19 protein-coding genes are annotated in these 21,031 nt (G+C 73.7%); 13 read left to right on the top strand and 6 right to left on the bottom strand.

The features are described from left to right. Positions 1-67 precede the first annotated feature (67 nt). Entirely contained in the window at positions 68-1,270 is a 1,203-nt protein-coding gene (locus SXIN_RS29230) for a right-handed parallel beta-helix repeat-containing protein (RefSeq protein WP_019707962.1), read from the bottom strand. A gap of 713 nt (positions 1,271-1,983) precedes the next feature. On the opposite strand from SXIN_RS29230, the gene SXIN_RS29225 reads away from it, so the two are divergent. The 7 genes from SXIN_RS29225 (at position 1,984) to SXIN_RS29195 (ending at position 9,512) form a co-directional block, all read left to right on the top strand. Then, on the top strand, positions 1,984-4,887 hold the full coding sequence (locus SXIN_RS29225) for a Na+/H+ antiporter subunit A (RefSeq protein WP_095758253.1): 2,904 nt from the start codon (positions 1,984-1,986) through the stop codon (positions 4,885-4,887). Next, positions 4,884-5,390 carry a Na(+)/H(+) antiporter subunit C gene (locus SXIN_RS29220; RefSeq protein ID WP_019711904.1) on the top strand — a complete coding sequence of 169 codons (507 nt, stop codon included), beginning with the start codon at positions 4,884-4,886 and terminating at the stop codon, positions 5,388-5,390. The genes SXIN_RS29225 and SXIN_RS29220 overlap by 4 nt, the downstream gene beginning before the upstream one ends. Beyond that, on the top strand, positions 5,387-6,907 hold the full coding sequence (locus SXIN_RS29215; RefSeq protein WP_095757791.1) for a Na+/H+ antiporter subunit D: 1,521 nt from the start codon (positions 5,387-5,389) through the stop codon (positions 6,905-6,907). The genes SXIN_RS29220 and SXIN_RS29215 overlap by 4 nt, the downstream gene beginning before the upstream one ends. Next, positions 6,904-7,467 (top strand): Na+/H+ antiporter subunit E, encoded by a 564-nt coding sequence (locus SXIN_RS29210; protein WP_019706447.1) that lies wholly within the window; start codon positions 6,904-6,906, stop codon positions 7,465-7,467. The genes SXIN_RS29215 and SXIN_RS29210 overlap by 4 nt, the downstream gene beginning before the upstream one ends. Further along, on the top strand, positions 7,464-7,730 hold the full coding sequence (locus tag SXIN_RS29205) for an MrpF/PhaF family protein (protein WP_019706448.1): 267 nt from the start codon (positions 7,464-7,466) through the stop codon (positions 7,728-7,730). The genes SXIN_RS29210 and SXIN_RS29205 overlap by 4 nt, the downstream gene beginning before the upstream one ends. Then, a complete protein-coding gene (gene mnhG / locus SXIN_RS29200; RefSeq protein WP_019706449.1) occupies positions 7,727-8,083 on the top strand; it encodes a monovalent cation/H(+) antiporter subunit G in 357 nt (118 codons plus the stop codon). Before SXIN_RS29205 ends, mnhG begins: the two co-directional genes overlap by 4 nt. A gap of 136 nt (positions 8,084-8,219) precedes the next feature. After that, positions 8,220-9,512: a cation:proton antiporter gene (locus tag SXIN_RS29195; RefSeq protein ID WP_019707964.1), complete on the top strand. Its 1,293-nt coding sequence runs from the start codon at positions 8,220-8,222 to the stop codon at positions 9,510-9,512. 65 nt (positions 9,513-9,577) lie between these two features. Here SXIN_RS29195 and SXIN_RS29190 read toward each other — a convergent pair whose 3' ends face one another. Next, complete coding sequence (locus SXIN_RS29190; protein ID WP_095757789.1) at positions 9,578-10,618, bottom strand: questin oxidase family protein; 1,041 nt, start codon at positions 10,616-10,618, stop codon at positions 9,578-9,580. 507 nt (positions 10,619-11,125) lie between these two features. On the opposite strand from SXIN_RS29190, the gene SXIN_RS29185 reads away from it, so the two are divergent. Beyond that, positions 11,126-11,899, top strand: coding sequence for an SGNH/GDSL hydrolase family protein (locus SXIN_RS29185; protein ID WP_019707966.1), 774 nt, complete (start codon positions 11,126-11,128; stop codon positions 11,897-11,899). Positions 11,900-11,974: 75 nt separating this feature from the next. Here the strand turns inward: SXIN_RS29185 and SXIN_RS29180 are convergent, their stop codons facing one another. Beyond that, positions 11,975-12,190 (bottom strand): DUF5133 domain-containing protein, encoded by a 216-nt coding sequence (locus SXIN_RS29180; RefSeq protein WP_019707967.1) that lies wholly within the window; start codon positions 12,188-12,190, stop codon positions 11,975-11,977. A 182-nt stretch (positions 12,191-12,372) separates the two neighbouring features. Continuing rightward, entirely contained in the window at positions 12,373-13,341 is a 969-nt protein-coding gene (locus tag SXIN_RS29175; protein ID WP_095757788.1) for a LysR family transcriptional regulator, read from the bottom strand. Between the two features lie 190 nt (positions 13,342-13,531). Here SXIN_RS29175 and SXIN_RS29170 point away from each other — a divergent pair, with 190 nt between their 5' ends. Then, positions 13,532-14,074, top strand: a complete 543-nt coding sequence (locus tag SXIN_RS29170) for a DUF6817 domain-containing protein (protein ID WP_019711907.1) — start codon at positions 13,532-13,534, stop codon at positions 14,072-14,074. A gap of 289 nt (positions 14,075-14,363) precedes the next feature. Here SXIN_RS29170 and SXIN_RS29165 read toward each other — a convergent pair whose 3' ends face one another. After that, the gene (locus SXIN_RS29165) at positions 14,364-15,209 is read right to left on the bottom strand and encodes an endonuclease I family protein (protein ID WP_095757787.1); all 846 of its coding nucleotides are present in this window, start codon (positions 15,207-15,209) and stop codon (positions 14,364-14,366) included. Positions 15,210-15,637: 428 nt separating this feature from the next. Here SXIN_RS29165 and SXIN_RS29160 point away from each other — a divergent pair, with 428 nt between their 5' ends. The 3 genes from SXIN_RS29160 to SXIN_RS29150 all read left to right on the top strand — a co-directional run bounded on the left by SXIN_RS29160 (position 15,638) and on the right by SXIN_RS29150 (position 18,911). Further along, entirely contained in the window at positions 15,638-16,849 is a 1,212-nt protein-coding gene (locus SXIN_RS29160) for a PP2C family protein-serine/threonine phosphatase (protein ID WP_050930726.1), read from the top strand. Positions 16,850-16,947: 98 nt separating this feature from the next. Then, on the top strand, positions 16,948-18,480 hold the full coding sequence (locus tag SXIN_RS29155; protein WP_050930727.1) for a sensor histidine kinase: 1,533 nt from the start codon (positions 16,948-16,950) through the stop codon (positions 18,478-18,480). Next, a complete protein-coding gene (locus SXIN_RS29150) occupies positions 18,477-18,911 on the top strand; it encodes a response regulator (RefSeq protein WP_019707970.1) in 435 nt (144 codons plus the stop codon). The genes SXIN_RS29155 and SXIN_RS29150 overlap by 4 nt, the downstream gene beginning before the upstream one ends. Positions 18,912-18,971: 60 nt before the next feature. Here SXIN_RS29150 and SXIN_RS29145 read toward each other — a convergent pair whose 3' ends face one another. Continuing rightward, the gene (locus SXIN_RS29145) at positions 18,972-19,814 is read right to left on the bottom strand and encodes an NAD(P)H-dependent oxidoreductase (protein ID WP_095757785.1); all 843 of its coding nucleotides are present in this window, start codon (positions 19,812-19,814) and stop codon (positions 18,972-18,974) included. A 130-nt stretch (positions 19,815-19,944) separates the two neighbouring features. Between SXIN_RS29145 and SXIN_RS29140 the strand changes: the two genes are divergently transcribed. After that, positions 19,945-20,928: a GlxA family transcriptional regulator gene (locus SXIN_RS29140; protein WP_019711909.1), complete on the top strand. Its 984-nt coding sequence runs from the start codon at positions 19,945-19,947 to the stop codon at positions 20,926-20,928. The last annotated feature ends 103 nt before the right edge of the window (positions 20,929-21,031 follow it).

Raw genomic sequence — 21,031 nt, 5'->3', positions numbered from 1 at the left:
GGGCCGGCCCCCGGCGCGCAGAGGGGCCGCCCGCGGCCGGGCGGCCCCTCGCGGATCTCCGGGACGGCTAGGAACAGGTGTTCCGGCTCGTGTTGACGAGGTTGAGGTTGCGGTAGGTGATGTTCGAGCCGCAGGGGCTCTCCCTGAGGGCCGAGTTGGTGACCGTCAGGTTCTGCAGGGTGATGTCGCGGGTGTTGGCGAACTCGGAGCGGGCGGCGATCCGGATGTCGCCCGGCCCGGAGACGGTGCCGCCCTGGGCCGCGATGTTCACGTTGTAGCAGTTCTCGATGAGGATGGCGTTGCTTCCGGTGTTCGCGATGTCCACCCGGTCGATCACGGCGCCGCCGCTCTCCGAGACGCAGAAGACGCCGCGTCCGCCGCCGCGGGCGATGACCTGGCCCACCCGGACGTTGACCGGGTAGCTGTCGCCGATCCGGCCGTTGCGGTTGGCCATCCGGAAGGCGGCGTAGCCGGTGCCGGTCCCGGCGCCGTCGGCGTCCACCTTCTCGACGGTGGCGTTGATCGTGTCGTTCAGCAGCAGTCCGGAGTAGCCGGTGTTGCGGGCCGTGACCGTGCCGATGGTGAGCCCGTCCACGCCGTAGGTCTCCACACCGTGAGCGCCGGTGCCGGAGACGCGGACGTTGTCGATGCGGATGTTGCGGGAGCGCACCGAGCGGTCGCCGTGGTTGTCGATGCGGATGCCCAGACCGCCGGAGAGGCGCATCTCGATCTGGCCGAGCGTGACGTTCTCGACGTTCCGCATGAAGATGCCGTACAGCGGGGCGCCGGTGAGGGTCAGGTGCTGGACCTCCACGTCCCGGGCGCCGCGGGCGTAGACCGGGGCCTGGTCGCCGGAGCCCGAGCCGGTCACGTCGATGGTCCCGCAGACGTCGAGCACGGTGTAACTCGGCAGCGAGAGCCGGGAGCCGGCGCTCATCGAGCCGGAGCCCCGGACCACGACCCGCTGCTTGGAGGTCCGTCCGGGCGACAGGCTGGCGACGGCCGCGCGCATCGCCGAGAGCATGTCGGTGCCGCTGTAGCCGGGAGCCGTCCAGGTGTTGCCGTTGCGGACGGCCTCGGCCTGGTAGCTGCCGGTGCCGCAGTCGGCGGCGGGGGCGGCAGCGGCCGGGGCGGTGCTCCCCGCCTCCGCGGCGGCACCGGCGTCGCGGGCCTGTCCGGGTGCGGCTGTCAGCAGGCTGATCAGCCCGGCCAGGGCCGTTCCGGCGGCGGCCAGAGCTGTTCGGCGTCGTCCTCGCGGTGTGGAAGACATACCTCGTCTCCTTTCGGAGCGGGTGAGAGATGGGTGGGGGGTGAGGGAGCGTCGGCGTGGGGCCGAGGAAGCGCTTTCACGCCGCCCCGGAACGTAGCAAGCGGACACCGGAGCGTCAATCGGCCTCAGGAGGCCCACAGTTGATGAGGCTTTCCGGATATGTCCCCGACGCCTCCCCGCGCCCCGGGGGTTCCCCGGCAGGAGGGGCAGCAGGACAGAAAGCGTTTACTGTCCTTGTCCGTCCGCACGGGGGACGGAAGCGCTCCGCGCCGCGCCGTGAACCGCCGTGCCCGCCGGGCGCACCGGTCTCCGTCTTACGGTGTCCCCGGGCGGAGGCCGGTCCGCCCGCCGGCGATCCGACCGCCCGGGCCGACGGCCCGTCACCGGAAGCCGGTGAGGTCCTCCGGAAGCGCCCCTGTTCCCCGGTCCGGCCGGGATTCCTCCGCGCTTCCGGGGGCACCCAGCCAGGAGCGCCGGACACCCGGCGCCGGAAGGAACGGCCGGCACATCGTCAACAGACCACCAACGGAGGACGGGCGCATGGCACCAACCGGCGGTCGCGCCACCGGTTCCACGGACGTCCGGCCCTCCGGGCCACCGTCCGGAGGCCCCCGCGCCCGTCCTGCCCCGCCCGGCGCCGCCCGGACCTCCGTGCGGGCCCCGGCAGCCGGGCGCGCCCACCGGACCGCCGTACCCGAGGAGTGGTCTTCGCCGTGCTCGTCCTCGTAATCGCTCACGCCGTGCTGGCGGCGGCGCTTCCGTGCTGGGGCCGCCGCACCGGTCGCGCCGTCTGGGTGATCGCGGCCCTGCCGCTCCTGGCGGCCCTGGTGTGGAGCGCCGTCCGGGCGCCGGACGTGCTGCGCGGGGTACCCGTGCGGGAGAGCCTGGCCTGGGCGCCCTCCCTGGGGCTGAGCCTCGATCTGCGGCTCGACGCCCTGTCCCTGCTCATGGTGTGGGTCATCAGCGGGGTGGGAACGGCGGTCCTGGCCTACAGCGCGTACTACACCGAACGGGACACCGGCCGGGAGGCCGGGCTGCTCCTGGCCTTCGCCGGGGCCATGACCGGCCTGGTCCTCGCGGACAACCTCTTCCTGCTCTATGTCTTCTGGGAACTGACCACGCTCGCGTCCTACTTCCTCATCGCCGGTCCCGAACGCTCCCGGGAGCGCCGCCGGGCGGCGGAGCAGGCACTGCTGACCACCGTCGCGGGCGGGCTCGCCCTGCTGGCGGGGATCGTCGTGCTCGGGGAGACCGCGGGCACCTACCGGATCTCCGGCATCCTCGACGACCCTCCGCGGGGCGCCGCGGTGACGGTGGCCATGGTGCTGCTGCTCCTCGGCGCGTTCGCCAAGTCCGCCCAGATGCCGCTGCACGGCTGGCTGCCCGCCGCCATGGTGGCGCCCACCCCGGTGAGCGCCTATCTGCACGCCGCCACGATGGTCAAGGCGGGGGTGTACCTGGTGGCACGCTTCGCGCCCGGTTTCGCCGATGTCCCCCCGTGGCGGCCGGCGGTGTTCGCCGTCGGGCTGGTGAGCATGGTCCTGGGCGCCTGGCGGGCGCTCCGGGAGACGGACCTGAAGAGGCTGCTCGCCTACGGCACCATCAGTGAACTGGGCCTGCTGATGGTGCTGTTCGGCGCCGGCACCCGGACGGCCGCGCTGGCCGGGGCCGTGATGCTGGCCGCCCACGCCGCCTTCAAGGCCGCGCTCTTCCTCGTGACCGGCATCCTCGACCACCAGGCCGGCACCCGGGACGTGCGCGAACTGTCCGGTGCGGGCCGCCGGATGCCCAGGGTGTTCGCCGCGGCTCTGCTCGCCGCCCTCTCCATGGCGGGCGTGCCACCGCTGCTCGGCTTCCTCGGCAAGGAGGCCGGCTACGAGGCGTTCCTGCACGGCACCGGGATCGGCGGCCATCTGCCGGTGCTGGCCGGACTCTTCCTGGGCTCCGTCCTCACCGTCGCGTACGCGGGCCGCTTCGTGTGGGGCGCCTTCTCCCGCAAGCCCTGGGCGGAGCCCGGTACGCCGGAACCGCCGGCCCGGGGCTTCCTCGCCCCGGCCGCTCTGCTCTCGGCGGCGGGACTGGCGCTGGGCCTGTGGTACCCGGGCATGGCGGCCCCCGCACGCGCCTACGCGGACCGTTACCCGGCCGGCCCGGAGGGCCCGTACGAGCTCGCCCTCTGGCACGGCCTCACCCCGGTGCTCGGACTGTCCGTGCTGACGCTCCTGCTGGGAGCCGCGCTGTACGCGGCCCACCGCGAGCGGGCCGACGGGACCGGCCCGCGGTGGAGGACCCTGGTCCGGCTGCCGGACTCACAGCACGCGTACCGGCGGACCGTCCGCGCGACCGACCTGCTGGCGCTGCGGCTGGCACGCGGCACCCAGGTCGGCTCGCTCCCCGTCTACCTGACGGTGCTCCTGTGCGCCGTACTGGCCCTGCCGGGAGCCGCCCTGGCCGTCACCGGCACGGGACCCGCCGGGACCCGGCTGTGGACCTCTTCCGCCCAGGTGCCGCTCGCCCTGGTCGTGCTGGCCGCGGCCGTGGCGGTGACGGCGACCCGGCACCGGCTGACCGGCGTCCTGCTGGTGGGGGCGGTCGGCTACGGCGTGGCGGGGCTGTTCCTGCTCCGCGGCGCTCCGGACCTCGCCCTGACCCAGTTCCTGGTGGAGACGCTGACGCTGGTGATCGTCGTGTTCGTGCTGCGCCGGATGCCGGCCCGTTTCTCCCCCGAGAAGGCCGCTCCGCGCACCCGGGTCCTGCAGGGCGCGCTGGCCGGGGCGATCGGCGTCCTCGTCGGTGTCTTCACCCTGGCCGCCGCCGGCGCCCGCCGGGCTCCGGCGGTCTCGGAGGACTACTTCCGCCTGCTGCCGGAGACCGGTGCCCACAACGTCGTCAACGCGATCATCGTGGACTTCCGGGCCCTGGACACCCTCGGGGAGATCGCCGTGCTGCTGGTCGCGGCACTCGGCGTGGTGAGCCTGGCCGGGGTCCGGCGGCGGGGCGGGGACGAGGCCGGGCCGGGGCGCACCGGGAACGGCACGACCGGTGCCGGCGCGGAGCCGGGCGACCGGGCGGCCCTCTCCCCGACGGCCCAGTGGGACGAGCCGCACGAGTGCTGGCTGCCCGGCGGCAGCGAACGGCCGGGCGGGGAGCGCTCCTTGCTGCTGGAGGTCAGCACCTGGATGGCCTTCCCCTCCCTCATGGTGGTCTCCGTGTTCCTGCTGTTCTCCGGACACTCCCACCCCGGCGGCGGCTTCTCGGGCGGCCTGGTGGCGGGGCTCGCGTGCGTGCTGCGCTATCTCGTGGGCGGCCGGGACGGCCTGGGGACGACCGCACCCGTCGACCCCGGCCTGCTCGCGGGCGGAGGGCTGGCGCTGGCCGCCGGAACCGGCCTGGTGCCGGCCCTCCTCGGGGCCGAGCCCCTGTCGGGCGTCCTGGTGGAGGCACACCACCTGCCTCTCATCGGGACGCTGAAGTTCTCCACCACCCTCTTCTTCGACATGGGCGTCTACCTGCTGGTGATCGGCGTCGCGCTCAAACTGCTGTCGGCGCTGGGCACGAACCTCGCTCCCGCCCCGCGGAGAACACGGACACCGGCGGAAGGGGACCTCACACGGTGAGAACGCCCGACATCACCCTCGCCGTCGTGGTCGGCGGTCTGTACGCCGTGGGCTTCCTGCTGATGATGCAGCGGTCGCTGATACGGATCGTGCTCGGCTTCGTCCTCCTGGGACACGGCACGAATCTGCTGCTGCTCTCGGCGGGACGCCCGGGAGACCCCCCCTTGACGGGCGGGGGAACCGCGGAGTCCGGCCGGTACGCCGATCCGCTGCCCCAGGCCATGGCGCTCACCTCCGTCGTGATCACCTTCGGGCTCACGGCCTTCCTGCTCGCCCTGGCCTACCGGTCCTGGTGGCTGACCGGTCACGACGAGGTACGGGACGACGTGGAGGACCGGCGGATCGGCACCGCCCGGGAACGCGCCGACTCGGCGGAGCGGGGAACCGGGGCACGGTCCGTCGAGGCGGGCGAACCGGCGGGCACGGACGACGCGGACGACGCGGACGACGCCGCGCACGGCCCGCCGGAGGAGACCCGATACCCGCCGGAGGAGAACCGATGAACCTGCTGCTCGCCCTGCCGGTGGTCCTGCCGCTCCTGGCGGCGGGGCTGTCCATCGCCCTGCGGCGGCACCTGCGGGCCCAGCGGTCGCTGAGCACCGCGGTGCTCGTCATCGTCCTCACCGTCGCCTTCCTGCTGCTGGTCCTGGCCGACCGGCGGGGCCCCCTGGTGCTGCCGGTGGGCGGCTGGGAGGCGCCGGCGGGCATCACCCTGGTGGCGGACCGTCTGTCGGCGCTGCTGCTGACCGTCTCGCTGCTGGTCGCGCTCGCCGTCCTGCTCTTCTCCATGGGCCAGGGCACGGCCGAGCGGCGCGGCCGGGTGGCGACCGCGTTCCATCCGGCGTACCTGCTGCTGGCCGGCGGGGTGGGGCTGGCCTTCCTCACCGGGGACCTGTTCAACCTGTTCGTGGCCTTCGAGGTGATGCTCGGCGCCTCATACGTGCTGATCACGCTGAACGCCGGGACGCAGCGGACCCGGGCCGGCATGACGTACGTCCTCGTCAGCCTGACGTCCTCACTGCTGTTCATCACGGCGATCGCCCTGGTCTACGCGGCCACCGGCACCGTCAACCTGGCCCAGCTCGGCGAGCGGACGGCCGCGCTCCCCGACGGGCTGCGGAGCGCCCTCGGCCTGCTGCTGCTCGTGGTCTTCGGCATCAAATCGGCCATGGTGCCGCTGCACTTCTGGCTGCCGGACAGCTATCCCACGGCTCCCGCGCCGATCACGGCGGTCTTCGCGGCGCTGCTCACCAAGGTCGGGGTGTACGCGATGGTGCGCACCCAGACCCTGCTCTTCCCCCGGGAGGAGACCTGGGTCCTGCTGGCCGTTCTCGCGGTCGCCACCATGCTGCTGGGCATCCTGGGGGCGCTGGCGCAGGACGACATCAACCGGCTGCTGTCCTTCACCCTGGTCAGCCACATCGGTTTCATGCTGTTCGGGCTGGCGCTGTTCGACGTCGCCGGGCTGACCGGCACGATCCTGTACATCGTCCACCACATCGTCGTCCAGGCGACGCTGTTCCTGGTCGCCGGGCTGGTCGTGCGGGGAGCGGGCACCCCGGCCCTGCGCCGGTTGGAGGGCCGCGCTCCCCCGCCGGCGCTGCTCGCCCTGCTGTTCCTCGTGCCGGCGCTGAGCCTGTCCGGCATCCCGCCGCTGTCCGGGTTCGTGGCCAAACTGGCGCTGCTGCGGGCCGGGGCCGCGGACGGGGGCGCCGCCGCATACGCGCTGGTCGCCGCAGCGCTGCTGACCAGCCTGCTCACTCTGGCGGCGATGGCGCGCCTCGGCCGCAGCGCCTTCTCCGGAGCGCCCCGGCCGGACCCGCGCACTCCGCCGGCGCCGGCCGCCCCGCGCCGGCCGGCCCGGCTGATGGCGGCCACCACCGCGGGCATGGCCCTGGCCGGGGTGACCCTCGTCGTGCTCGCCGGCCCGCTGGCACGGATCAGCGAACGGGCCGCCGAGGACCTCATGGACCGGGACCCCTACCGGTCCGCCGTACTCGTCACGGAGGCGAAGCCTTGACCGTCCCACGCTTCCTGCACCGCACCCGGGACCATCTGCCCCTGTTCTGCTGGCTGCTGGCGCTGTGGACGGTCCTCTGGGGATCGCCCCGCCCGGCGGTCCTGCTCAGCGGTGTGCCGCTGGCCGCCGCGGTCGTCCGCGGCTTCGCCCTTCCGCCACTGCTCCCCCGGGTCGCCGTCCGGCCGTGGCGGCTGGTGCTCCTGCTCGGTTTCATGCTCGCCGACCTCCTCCAGTCCGGGATCACCGTGGCCTGGCAGGCCCTCCGGCACGGTCCGCGGGCCAGGGCGGCGGTCGTGGAGGTACCGCTCCGGGCCGACACCGACCTGCTGATCGCCGCGACGGCCACCCTGACCACGCTGACGCCCGGCACCCTCGTCCTGGAGATCGACCGCGACCGCCGGCTGCTGTACGTCCACGCGCTGCCCGCCGGCAGTCCCCGCCAGGCCGAGCGGCGGCGGCGCGAGGTGCTGCGGGCCGAGCGCCATGTGACCTGGGCGCTGGCACGGACCGGGGCGGCCGGCCCCGGCGACGGGCCGCGACCGGCTGAGGAGGCGTCATGAGCACGGTGTACGCCGTCACCACGGCCCTGCTGTCGGCCGCCGCGCTGCTGGTCCTCGTCCGGCTGCTCCGCGGCCCCGTCGCGCTCGACCGCATCGTGGCCCTGGACGTCCTGCTGTCGCTGATCGTCTCGGCCGCGGCCCTGGGGGTCGCGGCCCGGCAGGAGGGCTCCTTCCTCCCCGTTCTCCTGGTGGTGGCGATCCTGGCCTTCATCGGATCGGTCACCGCGGCCCATCTGATCGAGCGGCGGGAGGGCATGCGGTGAACACCCTCCTCGCCATCCTCTCCGCCGTCTTCCTGCTGTCCGGCGCCGCCTTCTCCCTCCTCGGCGCGATCGGGCTGCTCAGGTTCGCGGACACCACCTCCCGGCTGCACGCGGCGTCCAAGACCCAGACCCTGGGCCTGCTGCTCATCCTGCTGGGAACCGCCCTGCAGGTGCCCGTGAAGTACGGCCTGGTCCTTCTGCTGGTCGCCCTCTTCCAGCTGGTCACCGTGCCGGTGACCGGGCAGATCGTCGGCCGCACCGCCTACCGCACGGGAGCCGTGCGCCGGAGCGGCCTGGTCGTGGACAAACTCGGCCGGCGGCTGGAACGGGAGGAGGCCGGGCCGCCGGACTGACCGCCGCGCCCGGCGGCCGCGGAAGCCGGCCCGGCGGCCGCGCCCGCACCGGACCACCGTCACCGGACCCGCTCCGGGCCGCCGCTCCTCCCGGCGGTACGCTGATCCGCGCCGAGCCGATCAAGGAGTGGGTGCCGTGCTGCTCGCCTTCGCCGTGGTACTGCTGATCGCCGTGCTGGTGTCCAGCCTGGCCCACCGCACCATCCTGTCCACCGCCGCGCTGTTCCTGATCGCCGGCTTCCTCCTGGGCAAGGAGACCACCGGTGTCCTCCAGCTGACGGCCGACTCCGCGCTGGTCGAGCACTTCGCCGAACTGGCCCTGTTCGCGGTGCTGTTCACCGACGGCATGCGGGTGGGCTGGACCGATCTGCGGTCCGCCTGGCGGCTGCCCGGCCGGGCCCTGGGCTGGGGCCTGCCGCTGACCCTCGGCCTCACCGCCCTCCTCGCCCACTACATCGTGGGCCTGGACTGGCCCGAGGCCCTGCTGCTCGGCGCGATCCTGGCCCCCACCGACCCGGTCTTCGCCGCCGCGCTCGTCGGCAACAAGCGGGTCCCCGGGCGGCTCCGGCATCTGCTGAACGTCGAGTCCGGCATCAACGACGGACTGGCGCTGCCGTTCGTCATCCTCTTCCTCGGCATCTCCGAGGGCTCCGGCGATCTCCACCTGGACGAACTGGCGACCGAACTCGCCCTGGGTGTCCTCATCGGCGTCGCCGTGCCCTGGCTGGCCATCAAGCTGGAGCAGACGCGTTTCTTCGCCGCCTCGGCCGCCTACGAACCGCTCAACGCCTTCGCCATCGGGCTGGTCGTGCTCGGGCTGGGGCAGGTCCTGCACGCCAACCTCTTCCTGGCCGCGTTCGCCGCGGGCGTGACCGTGGCCACCTTCGGCCCCCGGCAGCGGAAGGCCTTCGACGAGTTCGGCGAGCTCGTCGCCGAACTGCTGAAGCTGGCCGCCCTGCTGGTCTTCGGCGCGCTGATCTCGGTGGAGTTCCTCGGCGAGATCTCGTGGAGCGGCTGGGTGTTCGCCGTCCTCGCCCTGGTGCTGGTCCGGCCGGTGGCCCTGGCCATCGCCTTCGCCCGCTCCCATCTGAGCCGGCGCGAACAGGCGGCCGCCATGTGGTTCGGTCCCAAGGGCTTCGCCTCGGTGGTCTACGCGCTGCTGGTGCTCAAGTCCGGGATCGCCGAGGCCGATCTCGTCTTCCACCTGGTGGCCCTCACCATCGTGCTCTCGATCCTCGCCCACTCCTCCACCGACATCGTGGTCGCCCGCTCCTTCGACGAACCGGAGGAGACGCCCAACTGGCAGGATCCCGAGGAGAGCCGGAAGGCCGGGGAGCGCCCGGAGGGACGGGATGCGGAGCGGACGGAGAAACCGCGGACCGGGACCGGCGACGACCTGGCGGCGGGCGCGGGCACGGCGGAGAGCTGAGCCCTCCGCCGATCCCTCCCCGGGCCGGAGACGTCAGGCGCCCCGCCGCAGACGCGGCCGGCTCGTCAGCCCATCGGTTCGCTGAGTTCGATCGCCCGCAGCGCGGCGGCGAGGGCCTCTTCGCCGCCGACGTCGAGGGCGGTGTCCGTGAACTTGATGACGTGTTCGTCGCCGTGGGCGAGGGCGCGGTCGAAGACCTCCTCCGGCGTGATCCGGCCGGGCGCCCGGTACGGCACAGGGCCGTCGGGCGCGTACATCGCGGTGACGGCGGCGGACGCGGTCCAGGCCGCGTGCAGGCTCGGTGCCCACAGATGACGGGGCAGCGCGGGCAGGGTGCGCAGCACGGCGTTGGGGGCGGTCGCGGCGTGAACCAGCATGATCTCGTCGCCGTGGCCATGGGAGGCGTAGCGGTGGGTGGCGGCCCGGACCAGCTCGGCGAGGTGCGACCGGGCCGGGCCGGGATCGGTGACGCGCTCCGCCCAGCCCGGTATCCGGCTCACCCGCGACAGCCGCTCGGGGAAGTTCCCGCCGGGCCTGCCGAGGGGCGGTACGGCGTCGAGCGCGCCGGCCGCGGTGAGAGCGCCGGCGCCGCCGCCCACGCCGCCGGGGGCCGTCGCCGTGATCCCGGTGACGGGGTGGTGGCGGGCCGCCCAATAGCCGAGGCCGTGGGCCAGCTCGGCGACGCGGGGGCTGGTCTCGCCGCGCTCGGTGAGGGTGCGCACGGCATGGCCGACGCGGATCACGGGGTGGGTGGCGCCGCCGTAGAGGCCGGGCAGCAGCCGGGGCCACCACCGGGCGAGCACGTCCCGCCAGGGGCGTTCGGCCGTCTGCCGGGTGAAGTGGTCGATCCAGTCGGCGGCCCGGCCGGGGTCGCCCAGGGCGGCGCGCCAGCCGGTTTCCGTGATCGGTTCCCGGCGGGCCGGGAAGTCCTCCAGCTTGTCCCGGTAGAGGTCGAGCCAGCGGTGGATCGCGCGGTCGCGGCCACGGGCGGCGAGGGCTTCGACGGCCATCGGGGCGTGGTTGCTCAGCCGTCCGACCCGTTCGGGGCCGGTGGCGTGCAGTCGTTCCAGCGCTTCGTCCAGGGAGCCGGTGTCGTTCACGGGCATGACGCTAGACCGGCGGCCCGGGATGCGTAACGGTCTGCGGTCCTGGTCCCGGAGCCGTAGGGAGAGGAACCCGGGGTGCGGTGGCGCCGGGCGCCGGACGGGCCGGGACCGCGCCGCGGGTGGTGACGCGGGTGCCCCGCCGGCCGACCGTGTACCGCCGGCCCGGTGAGCCCGCGTCAGGAACGCTCGCCGCCGGGGAGTCCGCTCCCTCGCGTCACACCCGCCGCGCCCGCCGCTCGTACCGAGGGGGTTGACAAGGTTGTCATGACCCTCAACCATGGGAGCGCTCCCACCACCCCCATAGTACTCCGCCTGACGGTCCGCCCCCGACCGTCAGGCGGTTCGACCGGAGTTCACCGCACCGCGGGGCGCGCGGCCTCCTCGCGCGTCCCGCGTGCGCTCGTGCCCGAGGCGCGGCACGCGGCCCGGCGCGGTTCCCGGGCGGAACCGCACCGGACGCCCCGCCCGTTCCGCACCGTCCCCCACGGAACAGCAGGAGGCACTACCATGCGCAGATCCCTCCTCCGGGCGGTCATGGCCGGGTCGGCCCTGGCCCTCGCGCTCGTCCTCACCCCGCCGGCCGGCGCCGCACCCGCAGACGCGGCCTCCGCATCGTCCCCGGCCCCCGCGGACGGGGAGACGGCGGCCGCCGCCACCAGGATCATGCCGCTGGGCGACTCCATCACCGGCTCGCCCGGCTGCTGGCGCTCCGTCCTCTGGAACCGGCTGCAGGACACCGGCTACACCGCGGTCGACTTCGTCGGCACGCTCGGCCCCCAGGGCTGCGGACAGCCCTACGACGGGGAGAACGAGGGGCACGGCGGGGCCCTGGTCACCCGGGTCGCCGACGGGAACCAGCTGCCCGGCTGGCTCTCCGCGACCCGGCCGGACATCGTGATGATGCACTTCGGCACCAACGACGTCTGGAGCAACATCGCTCCCGACCGCATCCTGGCCGCGTACACCGAGCTCGTCCGGCAGATGCGGGAGAGCAACCCGGACATGAAAGTGCTCGTTGCCCAGATCATCCCGATGAACCCGAGCGGCTGCCCCGAGTGCGCCCAGCGGGTGCGGGACCTCAACGACCGCATCCCGCCGTGGGCTTCGGGGATCAGCACCCCGGAGTCGCCCGTGGTCGCGGTGGACCAGTGGACCGGTTTCGACACCGGGGCCGACACCTATGACGGCGTGCACCCCAGCTCCTCCGGAGACAACAAGATCGCTTCCCGCTGGTACCCGGCGCTGACCGGGTTTCTCACCACGGGTGCCTCCGCCTCCTGACCCGGCGGACGCGGCCGGCCGCTCCGGGAACACCACCGCCCCGGCAGCCGGCCGGGGCGGTGACCGGCGATCCGTTCACGTGGCGGCGGCGAGTTCGTCGTCCAGCCGGCGGCGGGCCTCCGCCAGGGCCTGGTCGATGTCGCGGGCCCCGGTGGAGACGCACAGCGTGTAGGCCGTGTCCTGCATCTGACGGTGGATGTGCGGAGCGACGACCTGCTCCTTGGCCAGCGCCCGCAGGGCTTCGTAGTGTTCGAGCAGATTCCGCAGCACGGTCGGGTGCGCCATCAGCATCCGGCATCTCCTCCACGCCTTCAGGGACAAGGGACGAGCAAGGCGATCGGCACTCCGAGCGCCCCTTCCCCCGTGCGCACGCGACGGGGCCCGCCCGAAGCGGGCCGCAACGCGGTGCTGTTATACGGACGTTACCTCAGCCGGTCCCCTCACCGAACCCCTCTGCGCGTAACGCCTCTGTTTCACGACGGCGCGCCGGCACCGGCGCCCGGGAAGTCCGCCCGCCCCGCGCCCTCCCTGTCCTCCCTCTCCCCCGGGGCCAGCCCGGACCGTTCCGCCAGGCTGCGGTCCACGGCATCGGCGAAGGCGCGCGCGAGCGGGCTCAGGGCCTCCCACTGCCGCACGGCCCAGCCGACCGACAGCGGGGGCAGCGCCGGGACGGGGACGAGGCGGACGCGGCCCGGGGGCGGCGGGCCGGGCATCGCCGGCACCAGCGCGTGGCCGAGTCCGAGTTCGGCCAGGAGGACGGCCGTGTCCCAGTCGGCCACGCTGGTCGCGGACGCCGACGGCACGCCGAGCCGGGGGAGTTGGCTGTCCAGCCGGGAGCCGGAGGTGGAGTTCTCGGGGAGCCGGATGTGCTGGATGCCCGCCAGGTCGCCCGGGCCGACGGCACTCTTCCCGGCCAGCGGGTCGTCGTCCCGGACGGCCAGCACCCAGGGGAGTTCGACGACCGGCCGCTGCTCGATACCGCGCACGGGGGGCCCGATGGTGATCCACGCCAGATCGGCGTCGTCCGCCGCCAGGGCGGCGAAACAGCCGCGGCTGGAGTTCTCCGTCTGGAACTCCAGGCTGACCCCCGGGTAGCGCTCCCGGTAGGCCACGACGGCCTCGGCCATGAAGTGCCGGACGGTGGTCGCGCCGGTGGTGATCCGCAGCGAGCCCGTTTCCCCGTCCAGCAGTTCGCGGAGCCGGCGCAGCGCCAGGTCGATGCCCCCGATGCCCTCGGCGGCGGCCGCGTGGAGGATGCGTCCGGCGTGGGTGGGGGTGACGCCGCGCGGACGGCGCTCCAGCAGGCCGAGCCCCAGCTCCCGCTCCAGCCGTCTGATGTGCTGGCTCACCGCCGGCTGCGTGCGGCGCTGTTCGCGGGCCACGGCGCTGAGGCTGCCCGCCTCGCAGACCGCGACGAAGGTGCGGAGGTCGTCGAGCGTCATGGTACCCAAGCTAAAGCTTGGGCATCTCCAAGGAAACCCTAGGATTGACTTGGGCGTTGGCCCGCCCGACGATGGTTCCGGGCCCCGGGCGGCAACCCGCCCCGCACCGCGCAGACCTTCCTCGGAATGCTGCGACAGCCGGGGGACGGGTGCCGACCCGCCGCCCTCCGAACGGGGAAAGGGGAGCGGCATGCCCGTCCTGAGCGGTGCCACCCATGCGATGACCCTGCTCCGCGCGCTGGGCGCCGGGGAGATCGAGCATCCCGGCGGATCCCTGCTGGAGCACGTCCGCCGCGTCGGCGAGCTCCTCGGCGACTGGGACGCCCGGCCCGCGCTCCGGCTCGCCGGACTCTGCCACGCCCTCTACGGGACGGACGGTTTTCCCTCCGCGCTGCTGCCCCTCGCCCGCCGCCCGCAGCTCGCGGCGGCCATCGGCGCCGAGGCCGAGGCGCTGGTGTACTTCTACGCGAGCTGCGACCGGAAGGTGTCGTATCCGGCGCTCCTGGACGATCCGCCGCTCTTCCGGGACCGGTTCTCCGGCCGCGTCCTCCATCCCGGCCCGCAGCGGCTCCGGGACTTCGCGGAGCTGACGGCCGCCAATGAACTGGACATCGCCCGGGTGAGCCCGGAGTTCCGCCGGCAGCGGGGCGTGGAATTGAGGGCGCTCCTCACCTCGCTCCGCCCACTGCTGAGCGAGGCCGCGTGGGCGGAGTGCCGCGCGGTGCTGTTCTGAGCCGCGGCGCGCGCCACCCCGGCGGACGGCCGGTGTCCGGCCGGAGAACGGCCGGAGGGCCGGGGGCCGGACGGAGCGCGGCCGGAGGGCCGGGGCCGGACGGAGCGCGGGGCTGGTGGCGGGCTCCGGCCCGTCCCGGTCCGCCCCGCCGCACGGCGCTCGTCCGGGGCGGGGCGGACGGACCGGGGCCGGGCCGGGCACGGCCGGGCCGGCGAGGGCCCGGCCGGCCCGGAGCGGATCACCGGCCCTCCACCGGCCGGCGGTCCGCGGCGGCATGGGGCGGAACGATTCAGCCCCAGATCTCCCCGGCCCACTCCGGGTGGTCGATGAACGGGTTCCGGTTGTGCTGGAAGTCCGTGTATATGACCTCGTTGCGGTTCTTCTCGAAGGCGTCCGGCGGGTCCTGCTCGTGCCACTCCAGCAGCATGGACACCCGGCCCATCAGGGGGTTCGACCCGTTGCCCACCCTGTCGTTGAGTTCGAGGTCGGCGAAGCCGTCACCGCCCTCGTACCGCACGGCCATGTAGAAGATCATCCGGGCCACGTCGCCCTTGACCCGGTCGCGCGGCTCCCAGGAGTCGCTGTCGGTGTAGTTGCCGGGGGCCTCGCCGACCTCGGAGCCGCCCTCGTCGAAGTCCTTGTTGCCGCGTGCGCTGTTGACGGTGACATCGGTCGGACGGAGGTGGTGGATGTCGGTGCCCGGGCCCGTCGCGGTGCCGAAGTCCCCGTGCGACTTGGCCCAGACGTGCTCGCGGTTCCACTCGTCGGCGGCGCCGCCGTTCTCGGACTTGCTCTGTGAGCGTCCGCTGTAGAGCAGGACGACCCGGGACGGGTCGGCCGGGTCCTCGTCGGTGGCCTTCAGCGCGTCCCAGACCTGGGAGTAGGACAGCTTCGTCTGCTCGCTGACGATGCCGTGCAGCGCGTCCTTGAGCGCCGGGCCGGTCCGGCCGAGCGCGTCCTGGTAGTACGAGTCGTCGTACGCGGTGCCGCCGGCCGCCGTGAGCGCGGTGGCGGCCCCGGCGCCGGGGCCGGAGGGGGCGACGGCCGCGGTGGCGTGGGGGGCGGCGACGGCGATCGAGAGGCCGCCGGCCAGCAGCGCCAGCTGCTTCCAGCGGGTGACACGGGTGGGGGACATATCCGGTCCTCTGCTCGGGGTCCGTGCCGGCCGCCGATGCGCGACGCGCGTAGACTTCCGACACGCCCGAACCTGCGTTCGGGTGCCCAGGAGTCTCCTCGTGATAGATCACTATGGCGTGAACATGGCGGGGAGATCCGGCGAAGAGGGCGCGACCACGGAGACTCCCCACCGGCCCCGGCCCCGCCGTCGACACGCACCGCCGACGTCACCATCTGTGCATGACCGGCGAAACCCGAATATGGAAAAAATCACACATGATGCATTAAAAAGGACACCTTCCTGGTGGCAAGGTGGACCGGACAGTATTGTCCAGCAGACATAGAGGCAGCCCGGCTGGGCGGAGGGTGGGGGTTGTGAGCGGTACGAAGGATGTGCCGAGTCCTCGTCCGGAGCCCGGCAACGGCGCGGGCGGAGTGACGACCGACATGCTCGGCACCGCCGGGATGTCGCGGCCGCGCTGGCGCGGCGACCCGGAGTCCCTCCTCCTGGTGGAGGACGACGCGGGCGACGCCCTGCTCGTCGAGGAGCTCCTCGCGGACAGCGACATCCGCACCGAGCTGACGTGGGTGCGGTCCCTGGCCGAGGCCCAGGAGTGGCTGGCCGGGGCGCGGTTGATGCCCGGCTGCATCCTGCTCGACCTGCACCTCCCGGACGCCGACGGCGTGACCGCCGTCACCCGGATCCTCAACGCCGCCCCGAGCACGGCCGTCGTGGTGCTGACCGGCCGCGCCGAGGGCGAGGCCGGCCTCGCCGCCGTGGCCGCGGGCGCACAGGACTACCTGGTCAAGGGTGCGCTGGAGTCCGAACTCTTCGGCCGCGCCATCCGCTACGCCGTCCAGCGCAAGCAGGTCGAGCAGACCGCGGCGGATCTGCAGGCCGGCCGGCTCCGGGCGCAGGAGAACGCCCGCCTGGAGCGCGGCCTGCTGCCCACGCCGCTGCTGCACACCGACGACCTCACCGTCGCCGCGCGCTACGAACCCGGCCGCGCCCAGGCCCTCCTCGGCGGCGACTTCTACGACGTGGTGCAGACGCCGGACGGCACGGTGCGCGCCGTGATCGGTGACGTCTCGGGGCACGGCGCCGCCGAGGCGGCCCTGGGCGTCTGCCTTCGCGTCGCCTGGCGGACGGCCGTGCTGTGCGGCACCGAGGGCAGCGACCTGGCGGAGCTGCTGGAGAAGATCACCGTCGCGGAGCGGGCCGACTCCCCCGTCTTCGTCACCTTCACCTCGCTCACGCTCCCGCCCGACCGGCGCAGCCTGCGCGTGGTCCGCGCCGGCCACCCGGGCCTGCTGATCCGCACCCACGGCGAGGTGGAGCTGGTGGAGCCGCCGGGCGGGCCGGCGCTGGGCCTGGGTCTGGGCACGGTCGGCTGGCCGGAGACCGAACTCCCGCTGCCCGACGAGGCCGAGGTGGTCATGTTCACGGACGGGCTGTTCGAGGGACGGACCGGTCCCGGCCGCGAACGCCTCGGCGAGGACGGGCTCTGCGAGCTCGCGGCGGGCGAGGCCTGCGCGGGTCTCGGCCCGCAGGACTTCGTGGACGCCCTGGTGGACGGGGCGGAGCTGGCCGCGGCCGACTACGGCGGCCTGGCCGACGATGTCGCGGTCGTCAGCGTCGGATGGAGGAAGCCCCGGTGACCCACTCGTCCCTCCCCCGGGCCCCCCGGCCGGACGGCTCGGTCCTGACCGGCCGCAGGCTGACCGTGCAGGGCTGGTTCCAGCTGATCCTCTCGCTCATGCTGCTGTTCGTCCTGGGCGGCGCCGTCGTCGGCGCGCAGCTGCTGTCGAGCACCGTGCGGCAGTCCAACGACCTGGTCGAGCGCATCCAGCCGGCCCGCGCCGAGATGTACCAGCTCCAGAGCGCCCTGCTCAACCAGGAGACGGGGGTCCGCGGATACGTCCTCACCGGGGACGAGCGGTTCCTCGAGCCCTACGCCGACGGCCGGGACCAGGAGCGGAGGTCCGTCGCACGGCTGCGGTCGCTCGTCGGGCCGGACCGGGTGATGTCCGAAGACCTCTCCGCCATCGAACAGGCGGCCGATGACTGGCGCTCCACCCATGCCGTACCGCTCGTCGAGCGCACCCGCTCCGGGGAGCAGGAGACCGGCGACACCCCGGAGCTGGAGAAGAGCAGGGAGTCCTTCGACGGGCTGCGGACGCTGTTCACCAAGCAGAACGAGCACATAGCCGAGGCCAAGGCCGACGCCCGCGCCGAGCTCATCTCCACCCGCACCACCCGGGACTGGGTCTACGGGCTGATGATCATCAGCTTCGTGCTGGCCGCCATCGTCCTGACGGTGCTGCTGCGCCGCACGGTGGGCGGACCGCTGCTGGCCCTGCGGGAGTCGTCCCAGCGGGTCGCCGACGGGGAGTTCGACCACCGCATCAGCGCGGCCGGGCCCGCCGACGTGCGCGCCGTCGCCCTGGCCGTGGAGGCGATGCGGCACCGGATCGTGGAGGAGCTGGAGGCCACCCGGAACCGCGAGGCCCGGCTCACCCAGCAGACCGGCGACCTCGACGCCCAGGCCGTCGAGCTGCGGCGCTCCAACGCCGAGCTGGAGCAGTTCGCCTATGTGGCCTCGCACGACCTGCAGGAACCGCTGCGGAAGGTGGCCTCCTTCTGCCAGCTGCTGGAGAAACGGTACGGCGACGAACTGGACGACCGCGGCAAGCAGTACATCGCCTTCGCCGTCGACGGGGCGAAGCGGATGCAGATCCTCATCAACGATCTGCTGACCTTCTCCCGGGTCGGCCGGGTCAACGACGACCGCAGGCCCGTGCCGCTCGACGAGACGCTGGACCGCGCCCTGGCCAACCTCTCGACCGCGATCGAGGAGTCCGGCGCCCGCGTCGAGCGCCCGGAGACGCTGCCCGAGGTGACGGGCGACCCGACCACCCTGGCGATGCTCTGGCAGAACCTCGTCGGCAACGCCGTGAAGTTCCGCTCCCCCGACCGCGTCCCCGAGGTGGCCATCACCGCCGAGCAGTCCGGGGAGGACGGGACCTGGCGGTTCTGTGTGACCGACAACGGGATCGGCATCCCGCCGGAGTTCAGCGAGAAGGTCTTCATCATCTTCCAGCGGCTGCACGGCCGGGAGACTTATACCGGAACCGGCATCGGTCTGGCACTCTGCAAGAAGATCGTCGAGCATCATGGCGGTCGGATCACCCTGGACACCGACCGGGCCGAGGGCACCCGCATCTGCTTCACGCTGCCCGGCCGGACGGTTCCGCACTCCGTCACCGCCCATGAGGAAGCCACCACATGAACACCCCGCGCCCGATCGAGGTCCTGCTCGTCGAGGACGACCCCGGCGATGTCCTGATGACCCGCGAGGCCTTCGAGGACAAGATCGGCAACACCCTGCACGTGGTCCAGGACGGTGAGGAGGCGCTGGACTTCCTGTACCAGCGCGGAGCCCACGCCGGGGCGCCCCGGCCCGACCTGGTCCTGCTGGACCTCAACCTCCCCAAGTACGACGGGCGGCAGGTCCTGGAGCAGATCAAGTCGGACTCGGAGCTGTCCACCATCCCGGTGGTGGTCCTGACCACCTCCGCTGCCGAGGAGGACATCCTCCGCAGCTACAAGCTGCACGCCAACGCGTACGTCACCAAGCCGGTGGACCTCGACGCGTTCATCTCGGCGATCCGGCAGATCGACGAGTTCTTCCTGACGGTGGTCCGGCTGCCGAACCGCTGACGGCGCCCGCGCCGTTCACCGCTCCCCTCCCCTCTCCCCCGCCCCGTTCACCGGTCCCGCTCAGCGGTCCCCGGCACCGGTTCCGGCGCCGCAGGGCACCCGGCCGCCGTCCCGGCCGGCCGGGGGCCTCGCGGCGAGGTGGGCCGCCGTCCCGGTGCGCCCGGGGGCGACGTCCCCGCGCAGTACGGAGTCCCGGTCGTACTCCCCGCCCGCCTCACGGCGGAACGGGATCGGCTCGGTGTCCGGCAGGGTGCGCAGCCGTTCGCGCAGCCCGGCGGCGGCGGCCGCGTACCCGGCGGGGTCCAGGCGGTCCGCGTCGTACACGGCGAAGGGCGGGACGGCCTCCATGCCGGTGTACCAGAATGTGCCGTGGTGCAGCGGGAAGAGCAGGCTGTCGAGGTCGCCGTTGATGCCGCGCGGGCCGAAGGCCGGCGCGGCACCGCCGGTGGTGACGACGGCCATCGCGCGCCGGCCGGCGAGGCCGCCGTCGCCGTAGCGCAGGGTGCGGCCGCCGTCCGCCGGGTCCTTGACGCCGTAGGCGAAGCCCTTGACGAAGACCCGGTCGAACCAGCCCTTGAGAATGGCCGGCGGGCCGAACCACCAGAGCGGGAACTGCACGATCAAGGTGTCCGCCCAGCGGATCTTCTCCTGCTCGGCGCGGATGTCGGCGCTAAGCCGCCCGGAGAGGTGGCCCGCCTTGGAGGCGGTGGAGACGATCAGGCGGCGCTCCGGCTCGTGGTCCGGGAAGTCGCGGCGGTCGACGACCGGGTCCCAGCCCATGGCGTAGAGGTCGCTCTGCCGGTGTTCGTGGCCGGACTCGCGCAGGGCGCGGAGGCCCTCGTCGCGGAGGGCGGCGCTCAGGGAGCGCTGTTCGGGGTGGGCGTGGATCCACAGCACGCGCATGTGACGGTCCCTTTCCGGGTCTTGCGGGTTCTCGGCCGGGGCGACTCCGCCCCGGCTCCGGTGGAGATTCTTCGGGCCGGGCGCCGCCGGAACGAGTGGCCGGACGGCCGGTATGTGCAAGGATCGCGCCATGGCCGTCTTCCGGTACCCGGACCGTCATCCGGTCGCCGTCCTCGTCCGGCACGGGCTGATTCCCATGGAACTCGGCGTGGTGCACCAGTTGTTCGGGCGGGCCCGGTCGGCGGACGGGGAACCGCTGTACGAGGTGGTGACCTGTGCGCCCGAAGCGGGCGACATCCGCACGGACGCCGACTTCCCTGTCCGGGTCGGCTGCGGTCCCGAGGCGCTGGGCGAGGCCCGCACCGTGATCGTCCCGGCCGCCCGGGGCGACGACGAGGTCCACGCCACGGGACACCTCTCCCCCGCCACCGCCGCGGCCCTGGCCCGGATCCGGCCCGGGACGCGGATCGCCTCCGTGTGCACCGGCGCCTTCGTGCTCGCCGCCGCCGGACTGCTCACAGGCCGCCCGGCGACGACCCACTGGAAGTCCGCGGCGCGGTTCCGGGAGCTCTTCCCGGATGTCGTCCTCGATCCCTGCGTGCTCTACACCGACGACGGGGAGGTCCTGACCTCGGCGGGCGAGGCGGCGGGAATCGATCTGTGCCTCCACATGATCCGCCGCGACCACGGTGCGGCGGTGGCGGCCTCGCTCGCCCGGCACACCGTCGTACCGCCGCACCGCGAGGGCGGCCAGGCCCAGTACGTGCCGCGCCCCGTCCTGGAACCGCGGCTCTCCTCCACGGCGCCGGCCCGGGCCTGGGCCGAGGAGCACCTCGGCCGGCCGATCGCGCTCCATGAGCTGGCCGCGCGCTCCTCGATGAGCGTGCGGACGTTCAGCCGCCGGTTCCGGGAGGAGACCGGTCTGACCCCGGTGCAGTGGCTGACGAGGCGCCGGGTGGAACGGGCCCGGGAACTGCTGGAGGAGACGGATCTGCCGGTGGACCGGATCGCGGCGGAGGCGGGCTTCGGTACGGGCGCCTCGCTGCGGCAGCATCTGCGGGCCGCGCTGGGCGTCTCGCCGAGCGCCTACCGCGCCACCTTCCGGGTCCCCTGATCCACCGCCGCCCTCCCGCCGGCGAAGCGGCCGGCGCCCCGGCGGCGGGTCCGCCGGGGCGGGATGGGCGTCCGCCGGGCGGGATGGGCGGGAGCGGCGCAAG

Origin of the sequence: Streptomyces xinghaiensis S187, assembly GCF_000220705.2 — a bacterium.
Taxonomy (GTDB): Bacteria; Actinomycetota; Actinomycetes; order Streptomycetales; family Streptomycetaceae; genus Streptomyces; species Streptomyces xinghaiensis.
Note: the sequence above shows the minus strand (reverse complement) of the source record. Positions and strands in the feature narration are given on the sequence as shown.

Bases quoted from the DNA above. Each gene is read 5' to 3' on its own strand.
- SXIN_RS29230 (WP_019707962.1), bottom strand. From the start codon at position 1,270: ATGTCTTCCACACCGCGAGGACGACGCCGAACAGCTCTGGCCGCCGCC.
- SXIN_RS29215 (WP_095757791.1), top strand. From the start codon at position 5,387: ATGAACCTGCTGCTCGCCCTGCCGGTGGTCCTGCCGCTCCTGGCGGCG.
- SXIN_RS29205 (WP_019706448.1), top strand. From the start codon at position 7,464: ATGAGCACGGTGTACGCCGTCACCACGGCCCTGCTGTCGGCCGCCGCG.
- SXIN_RS29190 (WP_095757789.1), bottom strand. From the start codon at position 10,618: ATGCCCGTGAACGACACCGGCTCCCTGGACGAAGCGCTGGAACGACTG.
- SXIN_RS29185 (WP_019707966.1), top strand. From the start codon at position 11,126: ATGCGCAGATCCCTCCTCCGGGCGGTCATGGCCGGGTCGGCCCTGGCC.
- SXIN_RS29180 (WP_019707967.1), bottom strand. From the start codon at position 12,190: ATGCTGATGGCGCACCCGACCGTGCTGCGGAATCTGCTCGAACACTAC.
- SXIN_RS29175 (WP_095757788.1), bottom strand. From the start codon at position 13,341: ATGACGCTCGACGACCTCCGCACCTTCGTCGCGGTCTGCGAGGCGGGC.
- SXIN_RS29170 (WP_019711907.1), top strand. From the start codon at position 13,532: ATGCCCGTCCTGAGCGGTGCCACCCATGCGATGACCCTGCTCCGCGCG.
- SXIN_RS29165 (WP_095757787.1), bottom strand. From the start codon at position 15,209: ATGTCCCCCACCCGTGTCACCCGCTGGAAGCAGCTGGCGCTGCTGGCC.
- SXIN_RS29160 (WP_050930726.1), top strand. From the start codon at position 15,638: ATGCTCGGCACCGCCGGGATGTCGCGGCCGCGCTGGCGCGGCGACCCG.
- SXIN_RS29155 (WP_050930727.1), top strand. From the start codon at position 16,948: ATGCTGCTGTTCGTCCTGGGCGGCGCCGTCGTCGGCGCGCAGCTGCTG.
- SXIN_RS29150 (WP_019707970.1), top strand. From the start codon at position 18,477: ATGAACACCCCGCGCCCGATCGAGGTCCTGCTCGTCGAGGACGACCCC.
- SXIN_RS29145 (WP_095757785.1), bottom strand. From the start codon at position 19,814: ATGCGCGTGCTGTGGATCCACGCCCACCCCGAACAGCGCTCCCTGAGC.
- SXIN_RS29140 (WP_019711909.1), top strand. From the start codon at position 19,945: ATGGCCGTCTTCCGGTACCCGGACCGTCATCCGGTCGCCGTCCTCGTC.